Genomic DNA, 20,026 nt, shown 5'->3' with positions numbered 1-20,026 from the left:
GTGCCGCACGAGAATAGCTGTCGCCATCCACCCAGCCTAACCACCCGCTCGATGGCGGTGTGAACCGTACCGGGTCGCGCGTCGGACAGGCAGATAAGGCACTGGCGGAACCCTTCAAGCACGCCGACGCGCTCTATGCCGCCCAGACGGACTCGGCACGCGTTGACCAGCTCATGGCTGACGCAGCATAACCGGAAGAACCGGAACAGCCAGAACCCGCGGCCGAAGTCGACCCCCGCATGGAGAACGTCCTGTACCCGCTCCGCGTCGGATCCAGTAGTACCCGCCCTCTCAGGGCGGGTCGTGTGCCATTGCTTGTGATGGAGCACACCGACCCCGCGCTGTGCGCCCAGAACCAGGGCGCGGCACTCTTTGGAGAAGGCGGCGGGCGACGACGCGGCCCGAACTGCCCGCCTCAAGCGCCTGCTGCGATGGCGGCTTGCGCCAGCGCAGCGCCCATCTTGGTTCGGAACTGCTCGAACTGCTCGCATGCCTGGGCGAAGAGAAGTCCCAATGAACTTCATGTCCGCGACGCAGAAGTGGGTCATAAAGCGCAAGGGAGCGTTTTGACCATTGCTGCCTCGGAGCCCGTATGTGCTTCGAATTTGGGTTCTGCTTGGAGTGTCGATCGTTCGGGCCGGGTGACTTATTTGTCGGTTTCGGGTTGGAGTGCGGTCGCCGCGTCGAGGGCGTCGTCGACGACGATCAGGTAGTTGTCACGTCCGGCGGCGAGAGGGACGGAGTGTTCGCCGTACTTGTCGTAGGCGAGGTCGACGGCGTCGGCGGCGTTGGTGATGTTGAGTCGGCGCAGGAGCCGGGCGATGTCGAGGGTGTCTTTGTCGCGTTCGGCGGCGATTTTCATGGCTAGGAGCGTTTCGGTGTCTGCGGCCTGAATGGTGAGTCCGTCGAGCTGTTCGATGTCGACCCAGGTGGCGTTGTCGGGGACGAAGGCTGACGCGTTGGTGTTGAGCCAGTCGGGGGCGAGGTCGTAGTCTGCCGCCATGTCGGCGACGACGGCGTGGATGGTGTGTGGGTCGGCGTAGCTGGCGTCGATGTCTGCGGTGGGGCGGTTGCCGATGCCTTGGAGGATGAGGGCGGCACCGCCTACTAGTTTGATGTCGCCGTGGGCGCCGGCGGCCTGCAGGCGTCGGCCGAGTTCATGGAGGAGGGCCCGGATTTGTGGGGCGGTGAGTTCTCCGCCGGTCATGCGGTGGCCAGGCTGCGTTCGCGGATGAAGACGTTCAAAGCGGCGAGTTCCGGGGGTGTTTCGGCGCGGGTGAGTTCCTTCATTGGTGTTCGGATGCTGCGGTAGGACTCTGCCGGCATCCACGCCGCGTCGAGGGGCTTGATTCGTCGCGTCCAGGATGGCGCTGGTTGGCCGAGGCGGTGCGCGGTGTAGTTGGTGATTCCGGCAAGGGCCGCTGACCAGTGCGTGTCCTTGAGGCGGGGGCTGCGCTGGAGCAGCGGGGCGCCGGCGGCGAGGGATGCGGTGGCGTAGTCGGCGAGCATTTTGATGGCGAACTCAAAGTCCCGTTCGGCGATGAGCCGGGTAAACGTTGCCGCATAGTCGCGCCGTGCCGGGTCGTGGTCGCTGCCGCGGGGGATGGGATCGGTGGCGGCCAAGGAGAGGCCGACGGCGGCCAGGACGGCCAGAGTCTTGCCGAGTTCGGCGCGGTCGTGGCCTGCTTCCAGGTCGATGAGGAATTTCCGTGACACCCCAGCCATGTCCGCAAGGGCCTGCTGGGACCACCCGCGGGCACTTCGCCGGGCGCGGATGATGGCGCCCGCAGCCGCGGGGGTCTCGATGATCGTTTCTAGTGTCATGGCATCCCTTCTACCGTCCATTATGTCACCGAATGGTTACAAGTGCATTTTTGAGGGATCTCTGGCCGCTAACTGCCTGAAATCTACGCTGGCCCGCCCTGCCTCCTGCTGCCACGGTCTTAGTCGGGATGTGCGCGGCCGTGCGCATCGGTGGAACGTTTCTGATCGGTCATTTGAATCTCGGTCGATTGCGTAATGAGATTGCCGAAGGGAGGTACAGCCGCCGTGGAGAGATTGGATGCCGGCCAGGCCCTATACGCGGCATTGCCATTGGGCGTGCCCTCCGTTCGATGCCTCAGACCCGGTCGGAATCTCGGATTGTTTGTCAGCTCAACGAGGAACCGCACCCCTTCAACGTGGGGTGCGGTCGGTGGTTGGAAAGCTTGAAGCGTCGAATTTGGGGGTGTGTACAAAGTACACACTTTGGGCTTCGGACTGGGTCATACCGGGGCCGGATTGGGCCGGATTCGTTATGTTCCCGCGGGAGTCCCGTGTTTGTGGGGGAGGGAATGCAGTTCGAGTCCCACCTCGGGCACGACGTTTTCCCTCGTCAGAGGCGATTTTGCTTTGACGTGTTGACAAAGCTTGTGGTCGCGTCGCTCTGACGGCTGGTTCGCGGGCGGTGGCCTGGCTACCGCGGGGCCTGTTCAGGTGTGTGGGTGGCGGGTTCAAGTCCCTGGCTGATGGGCCTTCCGCCTGCTGAAGTGGGTTATATGGTTCCTCGTTCCGGTTCTTTCGGTGTGGCCGGGGGCGGACTACACCTATCCATGTGTGGGGGAAGCGACGACGACATGACCTCGGCGATCTCGCTAAAGAGCGCCCCTGGGAGGCGGTCTTAGGGCGTGCCCGCGAGAGTCGCGCCCCGAGGTTTGTCCTGCCAAAGAGGGTGTGGACAGTGTCCGCACTTATGTCTGCTTTATTGGAGGGCTGTGAGGACTTGAGTCCGATGTCAGGTTGGGCCATAAACTTGTCGATCACTGTGCCTGAAAAGTGGTTCTTGGAGCACAACGTGACTGCGATTTGGGGTGGTTTGGTCCGATGAGGCGGTGCTGAGCGCCCTTCATGGCGCCTTCGGATGCCCTCCGCGGGTGTAAGAGGCAGTCAGGCCAGCTCTCGCCTTGCTGCCCGGTTATCTCGAAACGCTAAGGATGCAAGACGTCTCATCCCGCGGAAAGTACCTATCTAAAGGGTCGCCCGAGACCCCGGCGATGTCCCGAGCAACGTTCTACCGGCGCTCCAAGCGGTTAGAAGGAATGACGCCTCTCGCCCCAGACGCCCATAGTAGAGAAAACTATGGGCTAATAGACCCTGTGGTGCAAAACAATTCGAGCAGGCCAATGGCAACCAGTGACGCGCATGGGATACCAACCCGTACCTGATGGGCATGGGTTGGGCCAGCGGCGCTTTCGCGCAAACCATGACTATGTCTCCAGCGTCATCCGCGCGGCGGCGGACGTGAAGGGCTGGCGGCACGGTGACCTGGACGCCGCGATGTGGGAAGCCGCCGGGGTGCCGCGGCGCGGACAGCGTCCCAGTCAGCGCTCCTGTGACTTGAGGTCTGAGGGCGACGCAGAGGGAATGGACTCCTCGACCAGTTCGCCTCTTTCAACGTCGACACGGTAGAACACCGCCGGCGTCAGCTCCAGGTCGGCTCCGCGGTACAGGACCGCAAGCCCGGCCCTGTCATGCTTCGCTGGAGACAGCCTGAGCGCTGTCTCCTCCATCTCTTCCTCGGCCATCCGGCCGTCCGGCTCCACGGGCACGAACTGGTGGATGTGCACCACCTCGCCTGTCCGCCTGTCGTAGACAAAGCACGTCTGAGTTGCCTTCGAGTACCCGGCTACGTTTTCCATTGCCTCTCCTTCGTCCCGCCCGGCTATCTCACGCCCAGTAGTAGACGATCCACCGGGCATGACCCTTCGCCTGAAAGACGCTGAGCTTGAATGTCACGCTCGTTACCCTGTCGCGGTAGAGCACGGCTTTCAGATCGCCACCGGTGAGGTTCTCGGTCGGAAAATTCTCGACACCACTGGCGCTCACGGCCTGGGTAATAAAGACGTCCGCGGCGTGGTGCTCCTCACCGGCTGCCCAGGTGCTATGCAAGGCGACCTCGCAGAACGCCGCCACGCCGGGCACCTGGACGGTGACACTGTAGCCGTGCTGTCCCCCGAAATGCTGGGCCCACATCTCGTTGGCTTTAAAGCCTGTAATCGCCATGACAACTCTCCCATCGTGCCCTGTTCGGCGTCTTCGGCCCGCGGTAGATCGCGCAGTCGGGAAAGCTCCCTCCCCGGACATGCCGACAGACCAAGCGTAGGACGGGAGCGTTACAGCGTCGTTACTGCTTTGCCTTGACGTCTGCCCATGCAGGAAGGGGCGGCCCCGCGGTGGGTCCTAGGAGCGTGGGTCAGTAGTGAAAACTGCCTGCGGAATCCTACAAGTCAGGAGCAACATTCGGCTCCGAAAGACTTGGATTTTGTAGGTTTACGACAGAGAAAATGGGCCAAAGCCGACTCGGGTTACGCGATTAACACCGCGCGGATTGCAACCGTTGCTGCGATACCTACGGATGCTGGCAGTAGCACCGGACCCCTCCGCCGAGATTCCGGAGGGTTGGGTGGAAGAAGTCCTGAGGGATTTGGCACCGCGAGCCTGCCAAGGTGCTGACCGATGTGCGGAAGACTGCCGACCTGCTGGCCGCCGGCTACCTGGTGGTCCGGCTGAGAGAAGATGACCTGCCGCCGCTGGAGATCAACAGCACCCGCTACCTTGAGATTCGCGTGTACTCCGCTGCTCCCCAGCCACAGAAAGCCATGGAGGAAATCTCATCATGGCTGGGCGAGCTAGAATCCGCTGAGCGATAAGCTCCCCGGTGTCTCCGGAACTGTGAAGACGCGTTCCGAGATCCGGGGGCAAATGACCGAAGCGAAGGCAGGACATGGATAACGGCAACTCAGGCGAACTGAGCCTTGGAGATCTCTTTCAGGCTTCTGGACTGGCGCCAGAGGATGTGCAGGTCATCCGGCACACGCTCAAGCCGGATGGGCTGAAAACCCGGGCGGACGCGATGGGGCCTGGCCTGCTGCCGTACGCGCGCGAACAGGGCATCCGCAACAGCAAGCTGCAAGCGACTCCTCCGAGGATCTGGCTGAACTTCCTCGCCACGACCGGCCGGCGGGCACGGTTCATCACCGCGCACGAGAACCATGGCGAAGTCCTGGCGGAGCGTACCGATATTCGCCGCTTCTTCGACCTGCGGCCCGCCCTGGTGTTCGCAGCCCTGGCGGACCGGCTGGTGATCGAGTGGACGAAGGACACGGTGAACTGGGCCAAGACGGGTGACCAGGCAACCGCCATGACGGTTGTCGAGATCTCTGACCCGTCCAGCGTGCCGTTCCCGGGATTTGATTCGCTCCTTGTCAGCTTCGACGAGCTTCAGGCCGTCATCACCGATGAACGCTACGGGCAGTGGCGGACGGCCCTCAGCTCCGTGCAGGGAATCTACCTCATCGCCGACACCAGCAACGGCAGGATGTATGTGGGGAAGGCCGACGGCGCCGAGCGCTTCTTTGGCCGCTGGAGCGAGTATGCCAGGAACGGCCACGGCGGCAACGTCGCACTCCGGGAGCTGGCCGCCGCCGACGCCCGGCACCGGCAGCACTTCCAGTTCAGCATCCTGCAGGTCTTTTCGCCGAGCGCGCCGGCGGCGCAGGTCGATGCCGCCGAGGCCCATCTCAAACGGGCACTCCTGACCCGGCAGTTCGGCATGAACCTGAACTAGCCCTGCGCCCGCCGGCAATAGTCGCATGCCTGCCTCGGCGTCGAGTGGAGGCGGCACCGTAACGACGTGCTGGCCCCGGCGGCCGGGAGCGGGGGAGTGACAGTGTGGACTGTGGGATGGGCCCCTGCCTCTGTTTCAATCCTCGCATCCGAGGACGTGCCCGCTGATCGCTCCGTCGACAGCACCATGTGGGGGCTGCTGAGGAGCGACCATTTCTCGGGCCGAATGCAGGAGATGAAGAACTGACCCATGGTGCTGTCGCAGCCGGGGCAGACGAATGCGCCGTAGAGCCGGCCACTGGCTTTGGTGCGCCTCTTCTGGATAGTTGCCTTGGGAATGTCGGACTTGGCAGCGTGGATCCACTTGTCGACGGCGCGGTGTACCTCGGGGTGGTTCTCCCACCGCTTCTCTCCTACGTCGGGCTTCACCCGCAATCCGGGCGCCCCCGCGTATTTACCCCTGGCCCAGATGCGGGCATCCCAGACCAGCATCGGCTGTTCGCAACTCCAGCAGGATGTGAGGCTTCCCCACACGAAAGTGTCCGTCGGCGTCCTGATGAGATGCTGACCGAAGGCCGCTTCAGGGGAGGCGGAGCGATCATTCATCTCCGCGATGGCCTGCTCGATTGCTTCAAGTTTCTTACGCTCGGCCTCAGCCCGCGCCGCTTCCCTGTCGGCCGCGGCTTTCTGCAGGGCAGCCTGGTGCTTTGGTGAGCCAGCCCTCCAGCGCGGGCCTTGCCGAAGCAGGGCGGCCACAAAAACTCCGAGGTTGTTCTTGGCCTGGACGAAGTCCTGGTCGGCCGGGAGCGCCAGCAAGTCGGTGACGCTCTCTGGGAGAGTGGACGATTTACCGAAGCCGGTCACCACGATTGGCACCTTGGTCTCGTGGTACTCCAGCCGGCGCGGCACCAGCCAGACGGGGAAGATGCTGCTGTCGAAGTAACGCTGGGAACGGGCAAAGTATTTGTCCGGGGTCTGCGATGACAGTTGCACCTCAAAGGCGACCTTCCTCGTGAGGTCGTCCGACTCGGCCAGGACATCGATGATCCATTCCCGGGAGCGGTGCGGGTGCTCAACGATGGCGTGCCAGCCAGGCACGTGGTCGATGCACAGCTTCAGGGCTTCCTTCATGGCCAGATGCTGCGGTGTCTCGCCGCCGTGATCGACCTTGCAGCCAGCTTTCCGGAGGTGCGCGAAGAACTTGGTGGTTCCACCCCGGGTCTTAGCCACGGCACGCACGCCACATACAGGCATGACCATGCGCTTCCGGTCCTCAGACTCCTGCAGCTCAGACCAAGCCTCCTTGCGGTACGTCGTGGCGTCGACCCGACTCCCGTCGAGCATCGCGGTCAGCAGCATTGTTCCCCCGTAGTTATGCTGTTGCCGTCGAATTAGCTGGCCTCACCCCGCTGCCGGGTAAGCAACTTCAGCGCTTACTGCATTTCAGCTGGGAGCCATGCAGGGTTCTGCGGCGATCCTGGCGTTGCGTGCGCTGATGAAACTGTTGCTCTTGGCCAGGTACTTCAGGTATTCGGCCTCGTCCTGCGGAACGGCGGGAGTGTTGAAGTCGTCGAAGTCGTGGAAGTAGTCGATGGTCCCGTCATCGTTCAAAAGGTCCTGCAGCAGGAAAAAGTCGACGTACCCGTTGAAGTCGCAGAACAGGTCGAAGAATTTTTCGTACCTGAGCAGGACGTCTTCAAGGGGACTCCACTCCTGGCGGCCGTCGTAGTAGCGGCGGATGCATTCCAGGGTCAGGTCGAAACGGTCAGCGATCTTGCCGTTGAAGCCGCGGGCCCCGTTGATGGTCATCTTCCCGTCGACTTTGTTGCCCGGGAACACGATGGAGCTTCCAATCGTGTAGCCAGGCCACGCTGGTAGGTCCTCCGGAGGGATGTTCCTGATGATCCGTCCCGCCCGCTTCTGAAGTCTGGTTGTGATGGCGTCGCTGGCCATAAAAAAGACACCATTCGAGGACCTGTGCACAAGGTACGCCTTGAGTTCCGGAGCCAGATCGAAACGCCCGTTTCCGCAGGGCAGCTTCTTGCTCCACAGCTTTCGGTGGTAGTCCTTCAGGGTCGGGCTGTACTTGTCCGGGTCTTTCCCTTGAGCATCGGAGTTGACGTTAAAGGTCGTGTCAATGCATTTCGGCTTCTCATGGTCCATCAGGTGTCCCCTTGCTCGTCTGGCTCCGCGGTCACGACATAACAGGAGCGGCGGGGCCAAGCCAGCGTGGCTGGTGGCCGGACACCCCGTTCCTGCATCGCTTTGATTATCTCTGTTGCTGCTGGGATGCCGGTGGTTTCGGGATGCGACACGGCGTGGGTGTCGCGGGCTGACGGTTCATTGCTGGCGTCTCAGGAACTCTAGCTTGGTTGGACGAAGCCAAAACCCCTGAAATCCGGGCACTGAAGGCCTGTGAGTGTCTCACCAACTACCCCATGAACTGGCGCGGAAGACTTCTGGAAAGGACGCCTGGTCCCGAACCGGAACGAGTCCAACAGCCTTGTGGCGGCTCCTTGGGCAAGCGGCACATCAGGCACTGGCACGATGGCTTGGACATACAGCCGTATCCTTTGGGGGCTGCCCGGGGTTTCGTTGACTCCTTGACGCAGCGAACGAGTACTCATTGAAGGATGTTGACCAGGCCGACGGCTTGTGGGGCGACGTTCCGCAATGCGAGTTGTGTTCGCTTGGGGTGACGGGCACGGCTGCATCGTTGATGGTCCGTACTCACTTAGTGGAGGGCCGGACTGTCGGGCGGTCATGCAGGTGGTGGTTCGCTTCTCCATGAGATGTTCGGAAAGGAGGAACCCGCCGCCATGATGTTCGTCGACATCCAGCATGAGGACAGCCCCACCGTGCAGCACTTGTTCGGGGCTGGTTCGGTTCCGGAGGCTTTCCCTTCAGATCGTTGCGAAATTGCGCGCAAGTCACAGCTGCCCCGCGCGAACGGCCATATAAGCAGCCTGGTTGGGGCGCCGAAAGCGGGCAAAGAGAGGGTGTGCACAATGTGCACACCCTGGGCTTCGGATCGGGTCGTACGAGTGCCGGACTGGGCCGGATTGCGGATGTTTTCGGGGGAGTAGCGGAAATTCAAGGCCTGGAACCCGGTTCGAGTCCCACCTCGGGCACGTGTTTTCCCTGTTCAGGGGCTTGTAGGCCTCTGATTGTGTACAAATCTCCTTTTTTGGGCCCCTGCGGGGGCCCATTTTTGTTGGTGGCCGTTGCGGGCTGGCGGCTCCTTCTCTTGACTGGGACAGCGGTGTTGCTGCGTACCCCTTCATGGCCGGGAGCGCTGGGAACTGCATGACTTGCTGTGACTTGGGATCAAATTCTCATGATCGTCCCTGTCGACAGCCGGAACTCCTGGGAAACGCTCGTCATTTCCTCGACGATGTTCTCGGGCATCGGGTAGGGGCCAGTCGAACCGATCGAGTTTGGCGAGGACCGGGGTGCCGCCGGCCCGGACGGCCGCCAGGGCTTCGTTCAGTCCCGGCCGTTCCTTGTTCCTGCCGGTAACGCTGTGGTCGACATTGATCAGGCCCCTCGGGGACGCCCAGACCCGTAAGTGCCTTGCGGTGCGTTGCCAGGTCTTGTTCGTTGGTGGAGACCTGGGCGTAGCCGGTGATCTGCGCGGACAGGTGCAACTGTCGCGATTGTCCAACCTGAGCGGGACAGTTTTGCGGGCGGGTGTGTTGGTTCGGAATGGCGGCTTTTTCACAGTTCGGTTGGGCGGCTTTTGACGAGGGTGGAGGGTGCCCTTATGACTTCGTCGGTGATGGTGCCGAGTTCATTGGTTTTCATGACCCGTTCCACCCGGGTGAAGAGGCGGTCGATGAAGCGGAAATTGCCGGGTGGCCTGAATGTCACGTCGGCGAACGGTCGACATATTCCGTTCTTAACAACATCTCCCGCAGCCCGTCGATCTCGGCCGCGAGTTGCTCAGACGGGTAGGACTTCGACTTCCGAGGAAGGTACTCACGGACCAGCCGCGCCGTCTCGGGAAGCACACTGACCAGCCAGTTGCGAACAGCATCGGCAGTATCCAGCCCCTTCGGGACCCGAATGCCAGACAATAGTGCGTCGCTGCTTGCGCCCGACCATGGCAGCTTGAACGCCGGTGAACTCCGGTTCTTTATGCAGGTGCCATGAATGAAATGCCACGTCCACGACATAATCCTGGTCCGACTGCCGAGGGGCAAAGTTCGCCACCTGCTTTCTGACCTCCTGAAGTGCCAGACGCGGCGGACCCCAATCTTCAACAATCCCGCCCGTACTCATAGCCGTACGGCAATTATTGCTCCCAGAAGCAGAGCCCGTCCTCGGCTTCTTCCGGTTCTGCCCACACCTCGATCCCGCGCGCGGCTTCGTACAGGGTGCGTGGTTGGACGGCGTCGCCTGCGATCCAGAGCGCTGAGCAGTCTGCCATGGCATCATCGATGGTTCCGGTGCGGATGATCTGGCCGTGCTGGCGGATCCGGACAGTCGCTCCGATAAGCCGGCGCCAGTGGATGTACTGGCGGAGCATGATCCGCTCTCCGCAGGCAGCTGCGCGCCGGTCGCCGGGGCGGGTTGATGGGGTCATGGTGCGGTCAGGGCCGATGCCACGGCTTTGCCCAGTTCTTCTGTGGTGGCGCTGCCGCCCATGTCGGGGGTGAGGGCCTGTTGCCCGCGGGCGAGCACGGTTTCCATGGCGGTGGTGATGGCGGCCCCGGCTTCGGGTTCTCCCAGGTGCTCGAGCATCATGGCGGCGCACCAGATTTGCCCGATGGGGTTGGCGATGCCTTTGCCGGCGATGTCCGGGGCGGAGCCGTGGACGGGTTCGAAAAGGCTGGGGAAGTTGCGTTCGGGGTTGATGTTGCCGCTGGGGGCGATGCCGATGGTTCCGGTGCAGGCCGGTCCGAGGTCGGAGAGGATATCGCCGAAGAGGTTGCTGGCGACGACGACGTCGAACCAGTCGGGGTGCATGACAAAGTTCGCGGCCAGGATGTCGATGTGGTACTTGTCCACCTTGATCCCTGGGTAGGCGGCGGCCATGGCCTGCACCCGTTCGTCCCAGTAGGGCATGGTGATGGAGATACCGTTGCTCTTCGTGGCGGAGGTCAGGTGCTTCTTGGGCCGGCTCTGGGCCAGGTCGAAGGCGTATTTGAGGATCCGGTCCACACCGGTACGGGTCATGACGGTTTCCTGGATGACCGTTTCGCGGTCGGTACCTTCGAAGATCTTCCCGCCGATGCTGGAGTATTCGCCTTCGGTGTTTTCGCGCACGACGTAGAAGTCCACATCTCCCGGGACACGGCCGGTCAGGGGGCTGGGCACGCCGGGCAGGAGCTTGACCGGGCGGAGGCTGACGTACTGGTCGAAGTGGCGGCGGAACTGCAGGAGGCTGCCCCACAGCGAGACGTGGTCGGGGACGACGTCAGGCCACCCGACGGCGCCGAAGAAGATGGAATCGAACTGGTTCAGTTCCTCGAACCATCCGTCTGGCAGCATTTTCCCGTGCCGGGTGTAGTAGTCAGCCGAGGCGTAGTCGAAGTGTTCGTATGTGAGGTTGAGGTCGAAGGCTGAGGCTGCGGCGTCCAAAACGCGCAGCCCTTCGGGCACGACTTCGGTGCCGATTCCGTCGCCGGGAATGACTGCGATGCGGTGGGGTTTCGACATCAGGATCCTTCTTTGTCTCTGCTTGGTGTTCGGGTTAGCGGTCGACCGGGTGTGCCGGTTCGCGGTTTTCGAGGACGTCGATGACGGCGTGCGCGGCTGCCAGGCCGGCCCGTGTCCGGGCTTCGGCGGTCTGGCCGGCGAGGTGGGAGGTGATGAGCACGTTGTCCAGGCCCCGGAGGGGGCTGTTGACGGGCAGGGGTTCACTCTCGAGCACGTCCAGCGCGGCGCCGGCGATAGTGCCGTCGTAAAGTGCCTTGGCCAGGGCCTCTTCATCCACAAGTGAGCCGCGGGCGGTGTTGATGAGGACGGCGGTGGGTTTCATCGCTTGCAGCCGGGGCGCGTCGATGAGTTTGCTGGTGCTCTGGCCTCCGCGGGTGTGCAGGGAGAGGTAGTCAGCGTCGCGGATGACGGTGTCGAGGTCGGTGAAATGGACCGCCTTGTTGTTGGGGTCGGGGTGGGCGGTGCTGACCTTGACGGTCATGCCGAGGGCGGCGCCCAGGCTTGCCGTGGCGCGTCCGCTGGGGCCGTAGCCGATGATGCCCAGGGTGGAACCGCGCAGTTCATGGCCGGCTTCCCGGGGCCAGTGGCCTTGGCGGACGGCGGTGCTGACCTCCACGAGGCGGCGTGCGGCCATGATGATCAGTCCGATGGTCAGTTCGGCGACTGAATGGTGGTTTGTTCCGGGGGCGTTGCAGACCCTGATGCCTTGTGCGGCCGCGGCCTGGATGTCGATGGAGTCGTACCCCACTCCACTGCGGGCGATGACTTGCAGGGAGGCAGCGCCAGTGAGCATGTCGGCGGTGACCGGTTCGCTGGCGAGGATCGCGCCGGAGATTCCGTCGAACATCGAGCGACGTTCCTCAGTGGTCCGTGGCCCCCGGGATGGCGAGTAGACCGGTTCCAGACCGTGTTCCCGCAGGAGCTGGTCGACGGTGTCTCCCGGGTGGAGGTAATCGGTGGTGATCAGGACGCGGGCGGCCATGGTGCGGGTTCCTCTTCGATGATGCAGCAAGCAGGAGGGAAAAGTCTCTGCCGGCTGGCGGTTTCACGCGGGCAGGGCCGCCGTGGTGTGCGCGGAGGCCCTGCCGGTCGTTCCGGTGTTAGTGGGCGTCGACCTTGTCGGCTTCCACAGCTTCCGGCCTTTTTGATTCGATTTCGTTCTTCTGCTGGCCGTGGGCGTGCAGGGCTTTGCGGGCTTGTTCCGGGTCGAAGTCCTTTTCCCATTTGCCGACGACGACTGCGGCCATCGCGTTGCCGAGGACGTTGATGAAGACGCGGCCTTCGTTGAGGAGCCGGTCGATGCCGACGATGAGGGCGAGGGCGGCCAGCGGGATGCCGCCCACTGAGCTGAGTGTGCTGGCCAGGACGATGAACGCGCCCCCGGCGATACCTGCGGTGCCCTTGCTGGTGAGCATCATGACGCCGACCATGACGAGCTGTTGTTCCCAGGAGAGGTCCATGCCGACGGCCTGGGCAAGGAATACGGATGCCATGGTCAGGTAGACCGCGGATCCGTCGAGGTTGAAGGAGAACCCTGACGGGATGACGATGCCCACGGTGGATTTGCCGACGCCCATGTTTTCGAGCTTCTTGATCAGCTGCGGGAGGACTGCTTCGCTGGAGCATGTGCTCAGGGCGATCAGCAGTTCGGCCTTGAAGTAGCGCATCACGGTGAAGATGTTCAGTCCGCAGGCACGGGCGATGGTGCCCAGGACCACGACGACGTACACGACGCAGGTTCCGGTGAACAGCAGGACGAGGTAGCCGAGTTGCTGGAGGCTGGCCGTGCCGTAGTTGGCCACGACGGCCGCGAGGGCGCCGAAGGTTCCGATGGGGGCCAGGCGCATGACCCAGCTGACGATTTTGAAGATGACCACGGACAGGGCCTGGATGCCCTTGGTGAGGAACGCGCCGGATTCTCCGGAGACGTTCAGGGCGGCACCGAACACGATGGAGACCATCAGCGCGGCGATGATGGTGTGGCCGGTCAGGGCGCCGAACAGCGATTCCGGAATGATGTTGCTGACGAACTCGAGGCCATCGAAGCCCTTGTTGGCGGCCGCCGGCACCTTGCTCGCGTCCAGCTGAGACGGATCGATGTTCATGCCTTCACCGGGGCGGAAGACGTTGGCTACGACCAGGCCAATCAGCATCGATACGAGGGACAGCGCGATGAAGTAGCCCAGCGCCTTGACTCCGATGCGGCCGGCTTTGCGCAGGCTGTCCATCGAGGCGATGCCCAGGGACACCACGCAGAAGACCACAGGGATCACGATCATCTTCACCAGGGCGATGAACCAGTCGCTGAGGGGGGTGAGCTGTTTTCCGACGGACGGCAGGAACAGGCCGACGGCGATGCCCAGGACGGCGCCCAGGACGACTTGGAACCAGAGTTCGCGAAGCAGCCGGCCGAACCGGGACCGCTGCTTGGGCGGGTGGGCGGAATGTTGCGGGTTCTGCATGGTGTGGGACGACATCTTGGGTGCTCCTTTGCACGTCAGACAGAGAAGGTTGGAGAGGTGCGGTCCCGGGCAGTGATGCTGCCCGGGACCGGGGCACTACCGGATTGGTTAGTTGTGCAGTGCGCGCAGGATCTTGTAGAACTCGGCCTTGCCTTCGAGCCCGATGCCGGGCAGATCGCCGGGGGCTACGCGGCTGTTGACGATGACGGCGTCGTCGGTGAAGCCGCCGGTGGGCTGGAACTCGCCCGGGTAGGACTCGTTGCCGCCGAGCTTGAGGGCTGCGGCGATGTGCAGGGAGAACTGGTGTCCGCCGTGCGGGATGCAACGGCGTGAGGACCAGCCGTGCTGGGCGAGCATGTCCTGGATCCGGCGGTATTCGGTCAGGCCGTAGCTCAGGGCGGGGTCGACCTGGATGAAGTCGCGGTCCGGGCGCATCCCGCCGTAGCGGACCAGGTTCCGTGCGTCCTGGAGGGAGAACAGGTTCTCTCCGGTGGCGATCGGGTTCTTGTAGTGCTCGGAGAGGGTGGCGTTCAGGGCGTAGTCCAGCGGGTCGCCGACTTCCTCGTACCAGAACAGCCCGTACTGGTCGATGGCTTTGCCGTACGCCAGCGCGGTCTCCAGGTCGAATTTGCCGTTGACGTCGACCATCAGGCGGGAAGCATCGCCGTCGAGGACCTCGATCACGGCTTCGATGCGGCGGAGGTCTTCGGCGAGGTCGGCGCCGCCGATCTTCATTTTGACGACGTTGTAGCCCTTGGCGAGGAAGCCGCGCATTTCGTTCTGCAGGTCCTCGAGGCTCTTGCCGGGTGCGTAGTAGCCGCCGGCTGCGTAGACGAAGACGTCCTTGTCCGGGTTTCCGTCGCCGTAGTGGTCCGAGATCCACCGGTAGAGCGGGACGCCGGCGATCTTCGCGGCGAGGTCGTGCAGTGCCATGTCCGCGACGCCGACGGCGACCGAGCGTTCTCCGTGTCCGCCGGGCTTTTCGTTGGACATCATCAGGTCCCACGCCTTTCCCGGGGAGAGCTGGCCGTCCTCATCGAGCAGGTCTTCGGACGGGGCATCCATGATCCTCGGAAGAATGCGGTCTTTCAGGATGCCCGTCGCGTTGTAGCGGCCGTTGGAGTTGAATCCATAGCCAATCAGGGGCTTGCCGTCGACGAAGACATCGGAGACGAGGGCGATGATCGTGCAGTCCATCTTGGTGAAGTCAATGAAGGCGTTCCGGATCGAGGAACTGATGGGAATGGTGCCGACGTGGGCGGAAACGATTTTCATCTTTGAATCTCTCCTGAGTGGGGATCTTATTTCTTATAAGACTTGGATCGAGACTGACCCAAAGTGATGAGGGATATCAACCCTTCGAGCGAATATCTTATAAGACCTTGGATCAAAGGCTAGCCCAGGAGTGACGGGGGGCACAAGCCTTCCGAGGGAATTTCTTATAAGATGTTTCCACGGGACTATACTGTGAGCAACGGGGGCCACACCTCGATGAGGGATTCGGAGCGCCAGATGAACAGCACGAACGTCTTTTCCAGTAAGGGCAGCCTGGCGTACAACGAACTCCGCCAGCTGATCCTCTCCGGTGGCCTTGCCCCGGGCTCGCGCATCTCCCAGTACGAACTGGCGGAGAACATGCAGATGAGCATCACTCCCCTGCGGGAGGCGATCCGCCGGCTCGCCAGCGAGGGGCTGATCATCATGGACACCCACCGGGATTCCCGGGTGGCCGCCATGAGCGCCTCCGAAGCACGGGAACTCCTTGAAGTCCGCCTCTCACTCGAACCATCGGCAACAGAATTGGCAGCCTCCCGCCGGACTGACGCTGATATCGCAGCAATGCGCGCAGCCGCCGGGAAGCTCCTGCCTGTCACGCGGGTCTGGGGCGAGGACGCGATCACGGTGCACCGGGAATTCCACCGGGCCGTCTACGCCGCCTCGCACAACGACGTCATGATCAAGCTCCTGGATGACCTGTGGGACAAATCCGACCGCTACCGACGCATCGGCCTCGAACTCCCCTCCGGGGATGAGCCCCGAACGATCGACCTGAACCAGCACCACCAGATACTCGATCTCGTCATTGCCGGCGACGGTGCCGGGGCGGCCGAACTCGCACGTACCCACATCGCCAACAGCCTCACAGCCTCAGTAACCGGAGCCTTGGAGGAACGCGAAAACGTCCAGTCGGTAACCATGGAGAAAACCGCCTAGTATCCGGCGCCGACGGATTCCCTCAAGCCGTCAGGAACCGGCTGCTTCCGCCGGCCCTAGTCGCGCACTCCCGCGAGTCTTCCCTCCTGAACTGAGTCCGGGTCTGGGGTATCGGTCGCCTAAGGGCCGCTCTTAGCGCCGGGTGCTACAGCTGCCTACGGTGTTGACCTGGCCGCCTGCCGGGTCGACAGCTCCAGGACGAGTGGAGGCCCTGGCGTCCGGCAAGCCAGGTCCGGCAGCTAGGACGTTTTTGAGCCGTGAGTTGATTCGTCGAGGACGAGTGCCAGGAGTCCGGGGAAGCGTCGATCGAGTTCTTCGCGGCGGAGCCAGTTGCGGTGCCTGTTTCCCTCTGCCTCTTGTCTGATGAGTCCCGACTCGCGGAGAACGCGCCAGTGGCGTGTCAGGGCGGACTTGGAGACGCCGTAGTCCGCGTTGCTGCACGCGCGGCCCGGTTCTTCCGCGAGCTGCACGATGATCGCCCTGCGCACCGGGTCGGTGAGGGCTGACATCACGTCGAAGAGATCGAACTCGTCCTCGGCAGGGATGGTGAGCGGGTTTGCCAAGCGACTAGCCATGGTTTCTATCCTAATCCGCGACGCATAAAGATGTACCGCTTTATGCGTACATGGCCTACAGTAGATGTACGGGAAATTGCGTACATCAATCATGCTGGTTGGTGCACGGAACAGCAAGCCCCCGGAACCACTTATCCAGAGCGCAACCCACAGGGCTGTGCTTCACACGAACGAAAGAGGAACACCCATGAAGGTTTCTGTCATCGGCGCCGGAGCAATCGGCGGCAACATTGCACGTCGACTCAGTGAAGCCGGGCACGAGGTGCTCATCGCAGATGCGCGCGGACCCGAGAGTGTCAGCGCTGAGGTGTCCGATGCGGGTGCGCAGCCGGCCGAGCTGGAGGCTGTGACCCAGGACAGGGACGTCGTCATCCTGGCGATCCCGTTCGGTGTCCAGCCCAAGCTCAAGGACCTGGTCACGACCGTGCCGGACAACACGGTGGTCGTAGACACGTCAAACTACTACCCCGGAATGAACGGGCACATCGAGGCCGTCATTGACGGGCAGGTCGAGAGCCTGTGGAGCCAGGAGCAGCTGGGACGCCCGGTCGTGAAAGCCTGGAACGCGGCGTTGGCTGAGACGCAGCGGAGCATGGGGAAGCCGGCCGGCAGTCCCGACCGGATCGCGATCCCGGTCGCGGGTGACTCAGCAGAGGCTCGCGCAACGGTGATGCAGCTCGTGGACGATAGCGGCTTCGACGCGTACGACGCCGGCCCCCTCGCCGAGTCGTGGCGCCAGCAGCCCGGCACCCCGGCCTACTGCACCGAGCTGGGCCTCAAGGACCTCGGTCAGGCTCTCGCCGCCGCCGACAAGGACAAAGCGCCGGGCACTCGCGACCGACTGATGGAGCACTTCGGTTCCCTGAATGAGATGCCCTCCCGCGAGGGAACCGTCGCGATCAATCGCGCCGCCCACCACTGAAGCGGTCTGCCAACTCGCAGAAGAAAGAGGAAAATATGACAAACGGAAAACAGATGATCCTGGGGATGCACCTCGGCAACGGGTACGGGTCGCAGGGCTCGGCCTGGAGGGCCCCGGGGGTGGACCCCGAGAACTACACCAGCTTCGATGCGCAGGTTCGCTACGCACAGGCCGCCGAGCGGGGTAAGTTCGCGTTCTTGTTTCTGCCTGATTTCCTTGGTGAGCAGACGGACCTGACCCGCGAATCGCTCATGATCACCCTTGAGCCGATGATGACTCTGGCGGCCATCGCCCGTGAGACCGAGCGTATCGGGCTTGTGGCCACCGGCTCCACGACGTTCAACGAACCCTTCAACATCGCACGCCAGTTCAAAGCGCTGGACGTGATGAGTCACGGTCGCGTGGGCTGGAACGCGGTGACCACCAGTGACCCGGCCGCTGCTGCGAATTATGGGAAGTCGATTGCGCCTGGGCCACAGCGTTACCAGCGTGCTCACGAGACCATTCAGATCACTCAGGCCCTGTGGGGGAGTTGGCAGCGGGATGCCTGGGTGAAGGACACCGCTACTGGCCGCTTCGCTGATCCGGCCAAGATCCAGCCCATCAACCTACAGGGCGAATATGTCGCTTCCCGCGGCCCACTGCCCGTCCCTCCGTCCGAGCAAGGCCAGCCCGTGATCTTCTCTGCCGGTGGCGGAGGGAACGGTGCAGAACTCGCCGGCCGGTATGCAAGCGGGGTCATCGGCGCCGTGTTTACCATCGAGGACGCCCGGAACCAGCGTGAGTCGCTCCGGGAGGCTGCTCGCCGGGCAGGTCGGGATCCTGATGAAGTGAAGTTCTTCGCCGGAGTGATGCCGGCCATAGCCCCCACCAGGCGGGAGGCCCTGGACCGCCGAGTGGCCCTGGGTGAACTCACCGCCCCAGCGCGGGTCCCCTACTTGGGATCGATGCTGAACCTGAGCCTTGATGCCAGTCAGCTCGACGAGCCATTGACTCCCGCTCAGCTGGTTGCGGCAAGTCCCAGTCCCTTTGATCCGCGCTCCATGCGCGCTCTTGAAGTCGCGCGCGAAGGGTGGACGATCCGCGACATTCTCGCGCACGGCGTCATCGACTACCACCCCACCCCTGTCGGTCCAGCCTCGGTCACCGCCGATCACATGCAGGAATGGTTCGAAGCAGGCGCCTGCGACGGGTTCTGGGTCTCCATCGACATCAACGAAGACGGCATCGACACCTTCGTCGACGAGGTCGTCCCCCTATTGCAAGAACGCGGGCTCTTCCACCATGACTACGGAGGCGCAACTCTCCGGGACCACCTCGGCGTACCCGCGCAATACGGGATCGACCCCCGAATTGCCGCGTCTGCTAACTGACATGACAGCTACCGGAACCCGCCCACAGCTAGAAGGAGCACCCTCGACATGACGAGAACCGACACTCGAGGCATTGATTCCGGACTGTTCCGCAGCGCGGTCGGCCAGTACGCTTCCGGGATCACCGTCATCACCGGGCGCGGCGATGACGGACCGATCGGGTTCACATGTCAGTCGTTCTACAGCGTGTCCGTCGAACCCAGGCCGGATTCCTGACTTTGCCTCGTGGAAGGGACAACAGGGCCTCATTCTGTTTCATCCAGGCTGTGGCAACGCCAAGATTTCAGGATACTGGAGGCGGGTCAGTCATCTTCGCGTGGGAGGCTTCGGCGCCTTCACCAGCCGGTTGGTTCATGGAATCGCGAACTTAGTTCAGCATTGGTGACTGGTCGTTTCGCTGGTGCCTACGCAGCGCTTTGGGTTGCCTGAAATGTGGCAAAAAGGAAGTGTGTACAAAGTACACACTTTGGGCTTCGGATCGGGTCGTACCGGGGTCGGATCGGGCCGGATTCCGCATGTTTCCGGGACTTCCCAGTGTTTGCAGGGGCTGGAATGCAGTTCGAGTCCCACCTCGGGCACGGCATTCCCCCTCGTCAGAGGGGGTTTTTGCTTTAACGTGTGGACATTAACCCTGCTCGGGTCCCTCTGACGCTTGTTGCGGCTGGTGCCTGGCCGCCGCGGTGGCCTATGAAGTTGTGTGGACGGCGGGTTCAGGGCGCTGGCTGGTGGGCACTCCGCCTGCTGGGATGTGCGGTCATCCGGCGCTCCTTTCTGGCTTCCTCGGGTTGTCGTGGTTGGTCTTGCACTTATTCATGCTGTGGGGTTGTGGTGTTGACATGACCTGCGCGAAATTTTCTTCCAGATTCTTGGCCTCTTTTCGCTGTTTCCTGGGGGACCTGGGGGAGAAGTGGGCGGCTGTTTGTCCGGCCAAAAATGGTGTGTACAGTGTCCACACTTGTCCGCGTGACGCCCATGGTTTATCGGTGACTCTCAACATCAGCCGCGAAACCCTCTACCAGTACCCCCGGACAGGCAGCACCGCGCAGTTGAAGTAACCGAACCCCGGTATTCAACAGATCGAGGCCGGACTGGGCCGCTTGGGAGATTTCGGACAGCGGATTAGTGGTTTTATCTACGCTGCCGCGGGCGGCTGCTGGTAACTGTAGTGGACCTCGTTGGGGTAGCGGTAATCCAGGGCGGAGTGCCGGCGCCGGC

At 62.8% G+C, this 20,026-nt stretch carries 21 protein-coding genes; 7 read left to right on the top strand and 14 right to left on the bottom strand.

Going from position 1 to position 20,026, the window contains the following annotated elements:
* Positions 1-59: 59 nt before the first annotated feature.
* Entirely contained in the window at positions 60-191 is a 132-nt protein-coding gene (locus LQV16_RS23600) for a hypothetical protein (RefSeq protein WP_290369399.1), read from the top strand.
* A gap of 455 nt (positions 192-646) precedes the next feature.
* Here the strand turns inward: LQV16_RS23600 and LQV16_RS19015 are convergent, their stop codons facing one another.
* From LQV16_RS19015 to LQV16_RS19000, 4 genes are all read right to left on the bottom strand, one after another.
* Complete coding sequence (locus tag LQV16_RS19015) at positions 647-1,207, bottom strand: DUF6036 family nucleotidyltransferase (protein WP_229995445.1); 561 nt, start codon at positions 1,205-1,207, stop codon at positions 647-649.
* Positions 1,204-1,824 carry a helix-turn-helix domain-containing protein gene (locus LQV16_RS19010; RefSeq protein ID WP_229995444.1) on the bottom strand — a complete coding sequence of 207 codons (621 nt, stop codon included), beginning with the start codon at positions 1,822-1,824 and terminating at the stop codon, positions 1,204-1,206. The genes LQV16_RS19015 and LQV16_RS19010 overlap by 4 nt, the downstream gene beginning before the upstream one ends.
* 1,535 nt (positions 1,825-3,359) lie before the next feature.
* Positions 3,360-3,677 carry a hypothetical protein gene (locus LQV16_RS19005; RefSeq protein WP_229995443.1) on the bottom strand — a complete coding sequence of 106 codons (318 nt, stop codon included), beginning with the start codon at positions 3,675-3,677 and terminating at the stop codon, positions 3,360-3,362.
* Between the two features lie 28 nt (positions 3,678-3,705).
* Positions 3,706-4,041, bottom strand: a complete 336-nt coding sequence (locus tag LQV16_RS19000; protein ID WP_229995442.1) for a hypothetical protein — start codon at positions 4,039-4,041, stop codon at positions 3,706-3,708.
* A gap of 455 nt (positions 4,042-4,496) precedes the next feature.
* Between LQV16_RS19000 and LQV16_RS18995 the strand changes: the two genes are divergently transcribed.
* Both LQV16_RS18995 and LQV16_RS18990 read left to right on the top strand, forming a co-directional pair.
* On the top strand, positions 4,497-4,688 hold the full coding sequence (locus LQV16_RS18995; RefSeq protein ID WP_229995441.1) for a hypothetical protein: 192 nt from the start codon (positions 4,497-4,499) through the stop codon (positions 4,686-4,688).
* Positions 4,689-4,762: 74 nt separating this feature from the next.
* Complete coding sequence (locus LQV16_RS18990; RefSeq protein ID WP_229995440.1) at positions 4,763-5,605, top strand: GIY-YIG nuclease family protein; 843 nt, start codon at positions 4,763-4,765, stop codon at positions 5,603-5,605.
* On the opposite strand, the gene LQV16_RS18985 is transcribed toward LQV16_RS18990, so the two are convergent.
* The 9 genes from LQV16_RS18985 to LQV16_RS18945 form a co-directional block, all read right to left on the bottom strand.
* Positions 5,602-6,948, bottom strand: a complete 1,347-nt coding sequence (locus LQV16_RS18985; RefSeq protein WP_290369401.1) for a competence protein CoiA family protein — start codon at positions 6,946-6,948, stop codon at positions 5,602-5,604. The two genes, LQV16_RS18990 and LQV16_RS18985, sit on opposite strands and share 4 nt — an antisense overlap.
* 99 nt (positions 6,949-7,047) lie before the next feature.
* The gene (locus LQV16_RS18980) at positions 7,048-7,767 is read right to left on the bottom strand and encodes a hypothetical protein (RefSeq protein WP_229995438.1); all 720 of its coding nucleotides are present in this window, start codon (positions 7,765-7,767) and stop codon (positions 7,048-7,050) included.
* Positions 7,768-9,321: 1,554 nt separating this feature from the next.
* On the bottom strand, positions 9,322-9,474 hold the full coding sequence (locus LQV16_RS18975) for a hypothetical protein (RefSeq protein ID WP_229995437.1): 153 nt from the start codon (positions 9,472-9,474) through the stop codon (positions 9,322-9,324).
* A complete protein-coding gene (locus LQV16_RS18970) occupies positions 9,471-9,779 on the bottom strand; it encodes a hypothetical protein (RefSeq protein WP_229995436.1) in 309 nt (102 codons plus the stop codon). The genes LQV16_RS18975 and LQV16_RS18970 overlap by 4 nt, the downstream gene beginning before the upstream one ends.
* Before the next feature lie 119 nt (positions 9,780-9,898).
* Positions 9,899-10,189 carry a hypothetical protein gene (locus LQV16_RS18965; protein ID WP_229995435.1) on the bottom strand — a complete coding sequence of 97 codons (291 nt, stop codon included), beginning with the start codon at positions 10,187-10,189 and terminating at the stop codon, positions 9,899-9,901.
* On the bottom strand, positions 10,186-11,265 hold the full coding sequence (locus LQV16_RS18960) for a tartrate dehydrogenase (RefSeq protein WP_229995434.1): 1,080 nt from the start codon (positions 11,263-11,265) through the stop codon (positions 10,186-10,188). The genes LQV16_RS18965 and LQV16_RS18960 overlap by 4 nt, the downstream gene beginning before the upstream one ends.
* 34 nt (positions 11,266-11,299) lie before the next feature.
* On the bottom strand, positions 11,300-12,247 hold the full coding sequence (locus LQV16_RS18955) for a phosphoglycerate dehydrogenase (RefSeq protein ID WP_229995433.1): 948 nt from the start codon (positions 12,245-12,247) through the stop codon (positions 11,300-11,302).
* Positions 12,248-12,365: 118 nt separating this feature from the next.
* Positions 12,366-13,742 carry a cation:dicarboxylase symporter family transporter gene (locus LQV16_RS18950; RefSeq protein ID WP_229995432.1) on the bottom strand — a complete coding sequence of 459 codons (1,377 nt, stop codon included), beginning with the start codon at positions 13,740-13,742 and terminating at the stop codon, positions 12,366-12,368.
* A 93-nt stretch (positions 13,743-13,835) separates the two neighbouring features.
* Positions 13,836-15,002: a mandelate racemase/muconate lactonizing enzyme family protein gene (locus tag LQV16_RS18945; RefSeq protein WP_229995431.1), complete on the bottom strand. Its 1,167-nt coding sequence runs from the start codon at positions 15,000-15,002 to the stop codon at positions 13,836-13,838.
* Positions 15,003-15,239: 237 nt separating this feature from the next.
* On the opposite strand from LQV16_RS18945, the gene LQV16_RS18940 reads away from it, so the two are divergent.
* On the top strand, positions 15,240-15,941 hold the full coding sequence (locus LQV16_RS18940) for a GntR family transcriptional regulator (RefSeq protein WP_229995430.1): 702 nt from the start codon (positions 15,240-15,242) through the stop codon (positions 15,939-15,941).
* A gap of 239 nt (positions 15,942-16,180) precedes the next feature.
* Here LQV16_RS18940 and LQV16_RS18935 read toward each other — a convergent pair whose 3' ends face one another.
* Positions 16,181-16,516 carry a helix-turn-helix domain-containing protein gene (locus LQV16_RS18935; RefSeq protein ID WP_229995429.1) on the bottom strand — a complete coding sequence of 112 codons (336 nt, stop codon included), beginning with the start codon at positions 16,514-16,516 and terminating at the stop codon, positions 16,181-16,183.
* A gap of 64 nt (positions 16,517-16,580) precedes the next feature.
* Between LQV16_RS18935 and LQV16_RS18930 the strand changes: the two genes are divergently transcribed.
* From LQV16_RS18930 to LQV16_RS18920, 3 genes are read left to right on the top strand one after another with little or no spacing between them, the layout of a single operon-like run.
* A complete protein-coding gene (locus LQV16_RS18930) occupies positions 16,581-17,438 on the top strand; it encodes an NAD(P)-binding domain-containing protein (protein WP_356815827.1) in 858 nt (285 codons plus the stop codon).
* Positions 17,439-17,473: 35 nt separating this feature from the next.
* Positions 17,474-18,811, top strand: a complete 1,338-nt coding sequence (locus LQV16_RS18925) for an NtaA/DmoA family FMN-dependent monooxygenase (RefSeq protein ID WP_229995427.1) — start codon at positions 17,474-17,476, stop codon at positions 18,809-18,811.
* A 48-nt stretch (positions 18,812-18,859) separates the two neighbouring features.
* Positions 18,860-19,027, top strand: a complete 168-nt coding sequence (locus LQV16_RS18920; RefSeq protein WP_290369398.1) for a hypothetical protein — start codon at positions 18,860-18,862, stop codon at positions 19,025-19,027.
* Positions 19,028-20,026 lie beyond the last annotated feature (999 nt).

This window comes from Arthrobacter sp. Bi26 (assembly GCF_918697925.1).
In the GTDB taxonomy this organism is placed as follows: domain Bacteria; phylum Actinomycetota; class Actinomycetes; order Actinomycetales; family Micrococcaceae; genus Arthrobacter.
The sequence above is the reverse complement of the archived record's forward strand: the minus strand, read 5'-3'. Positions and strand labels throughout refer to the sequence as shown.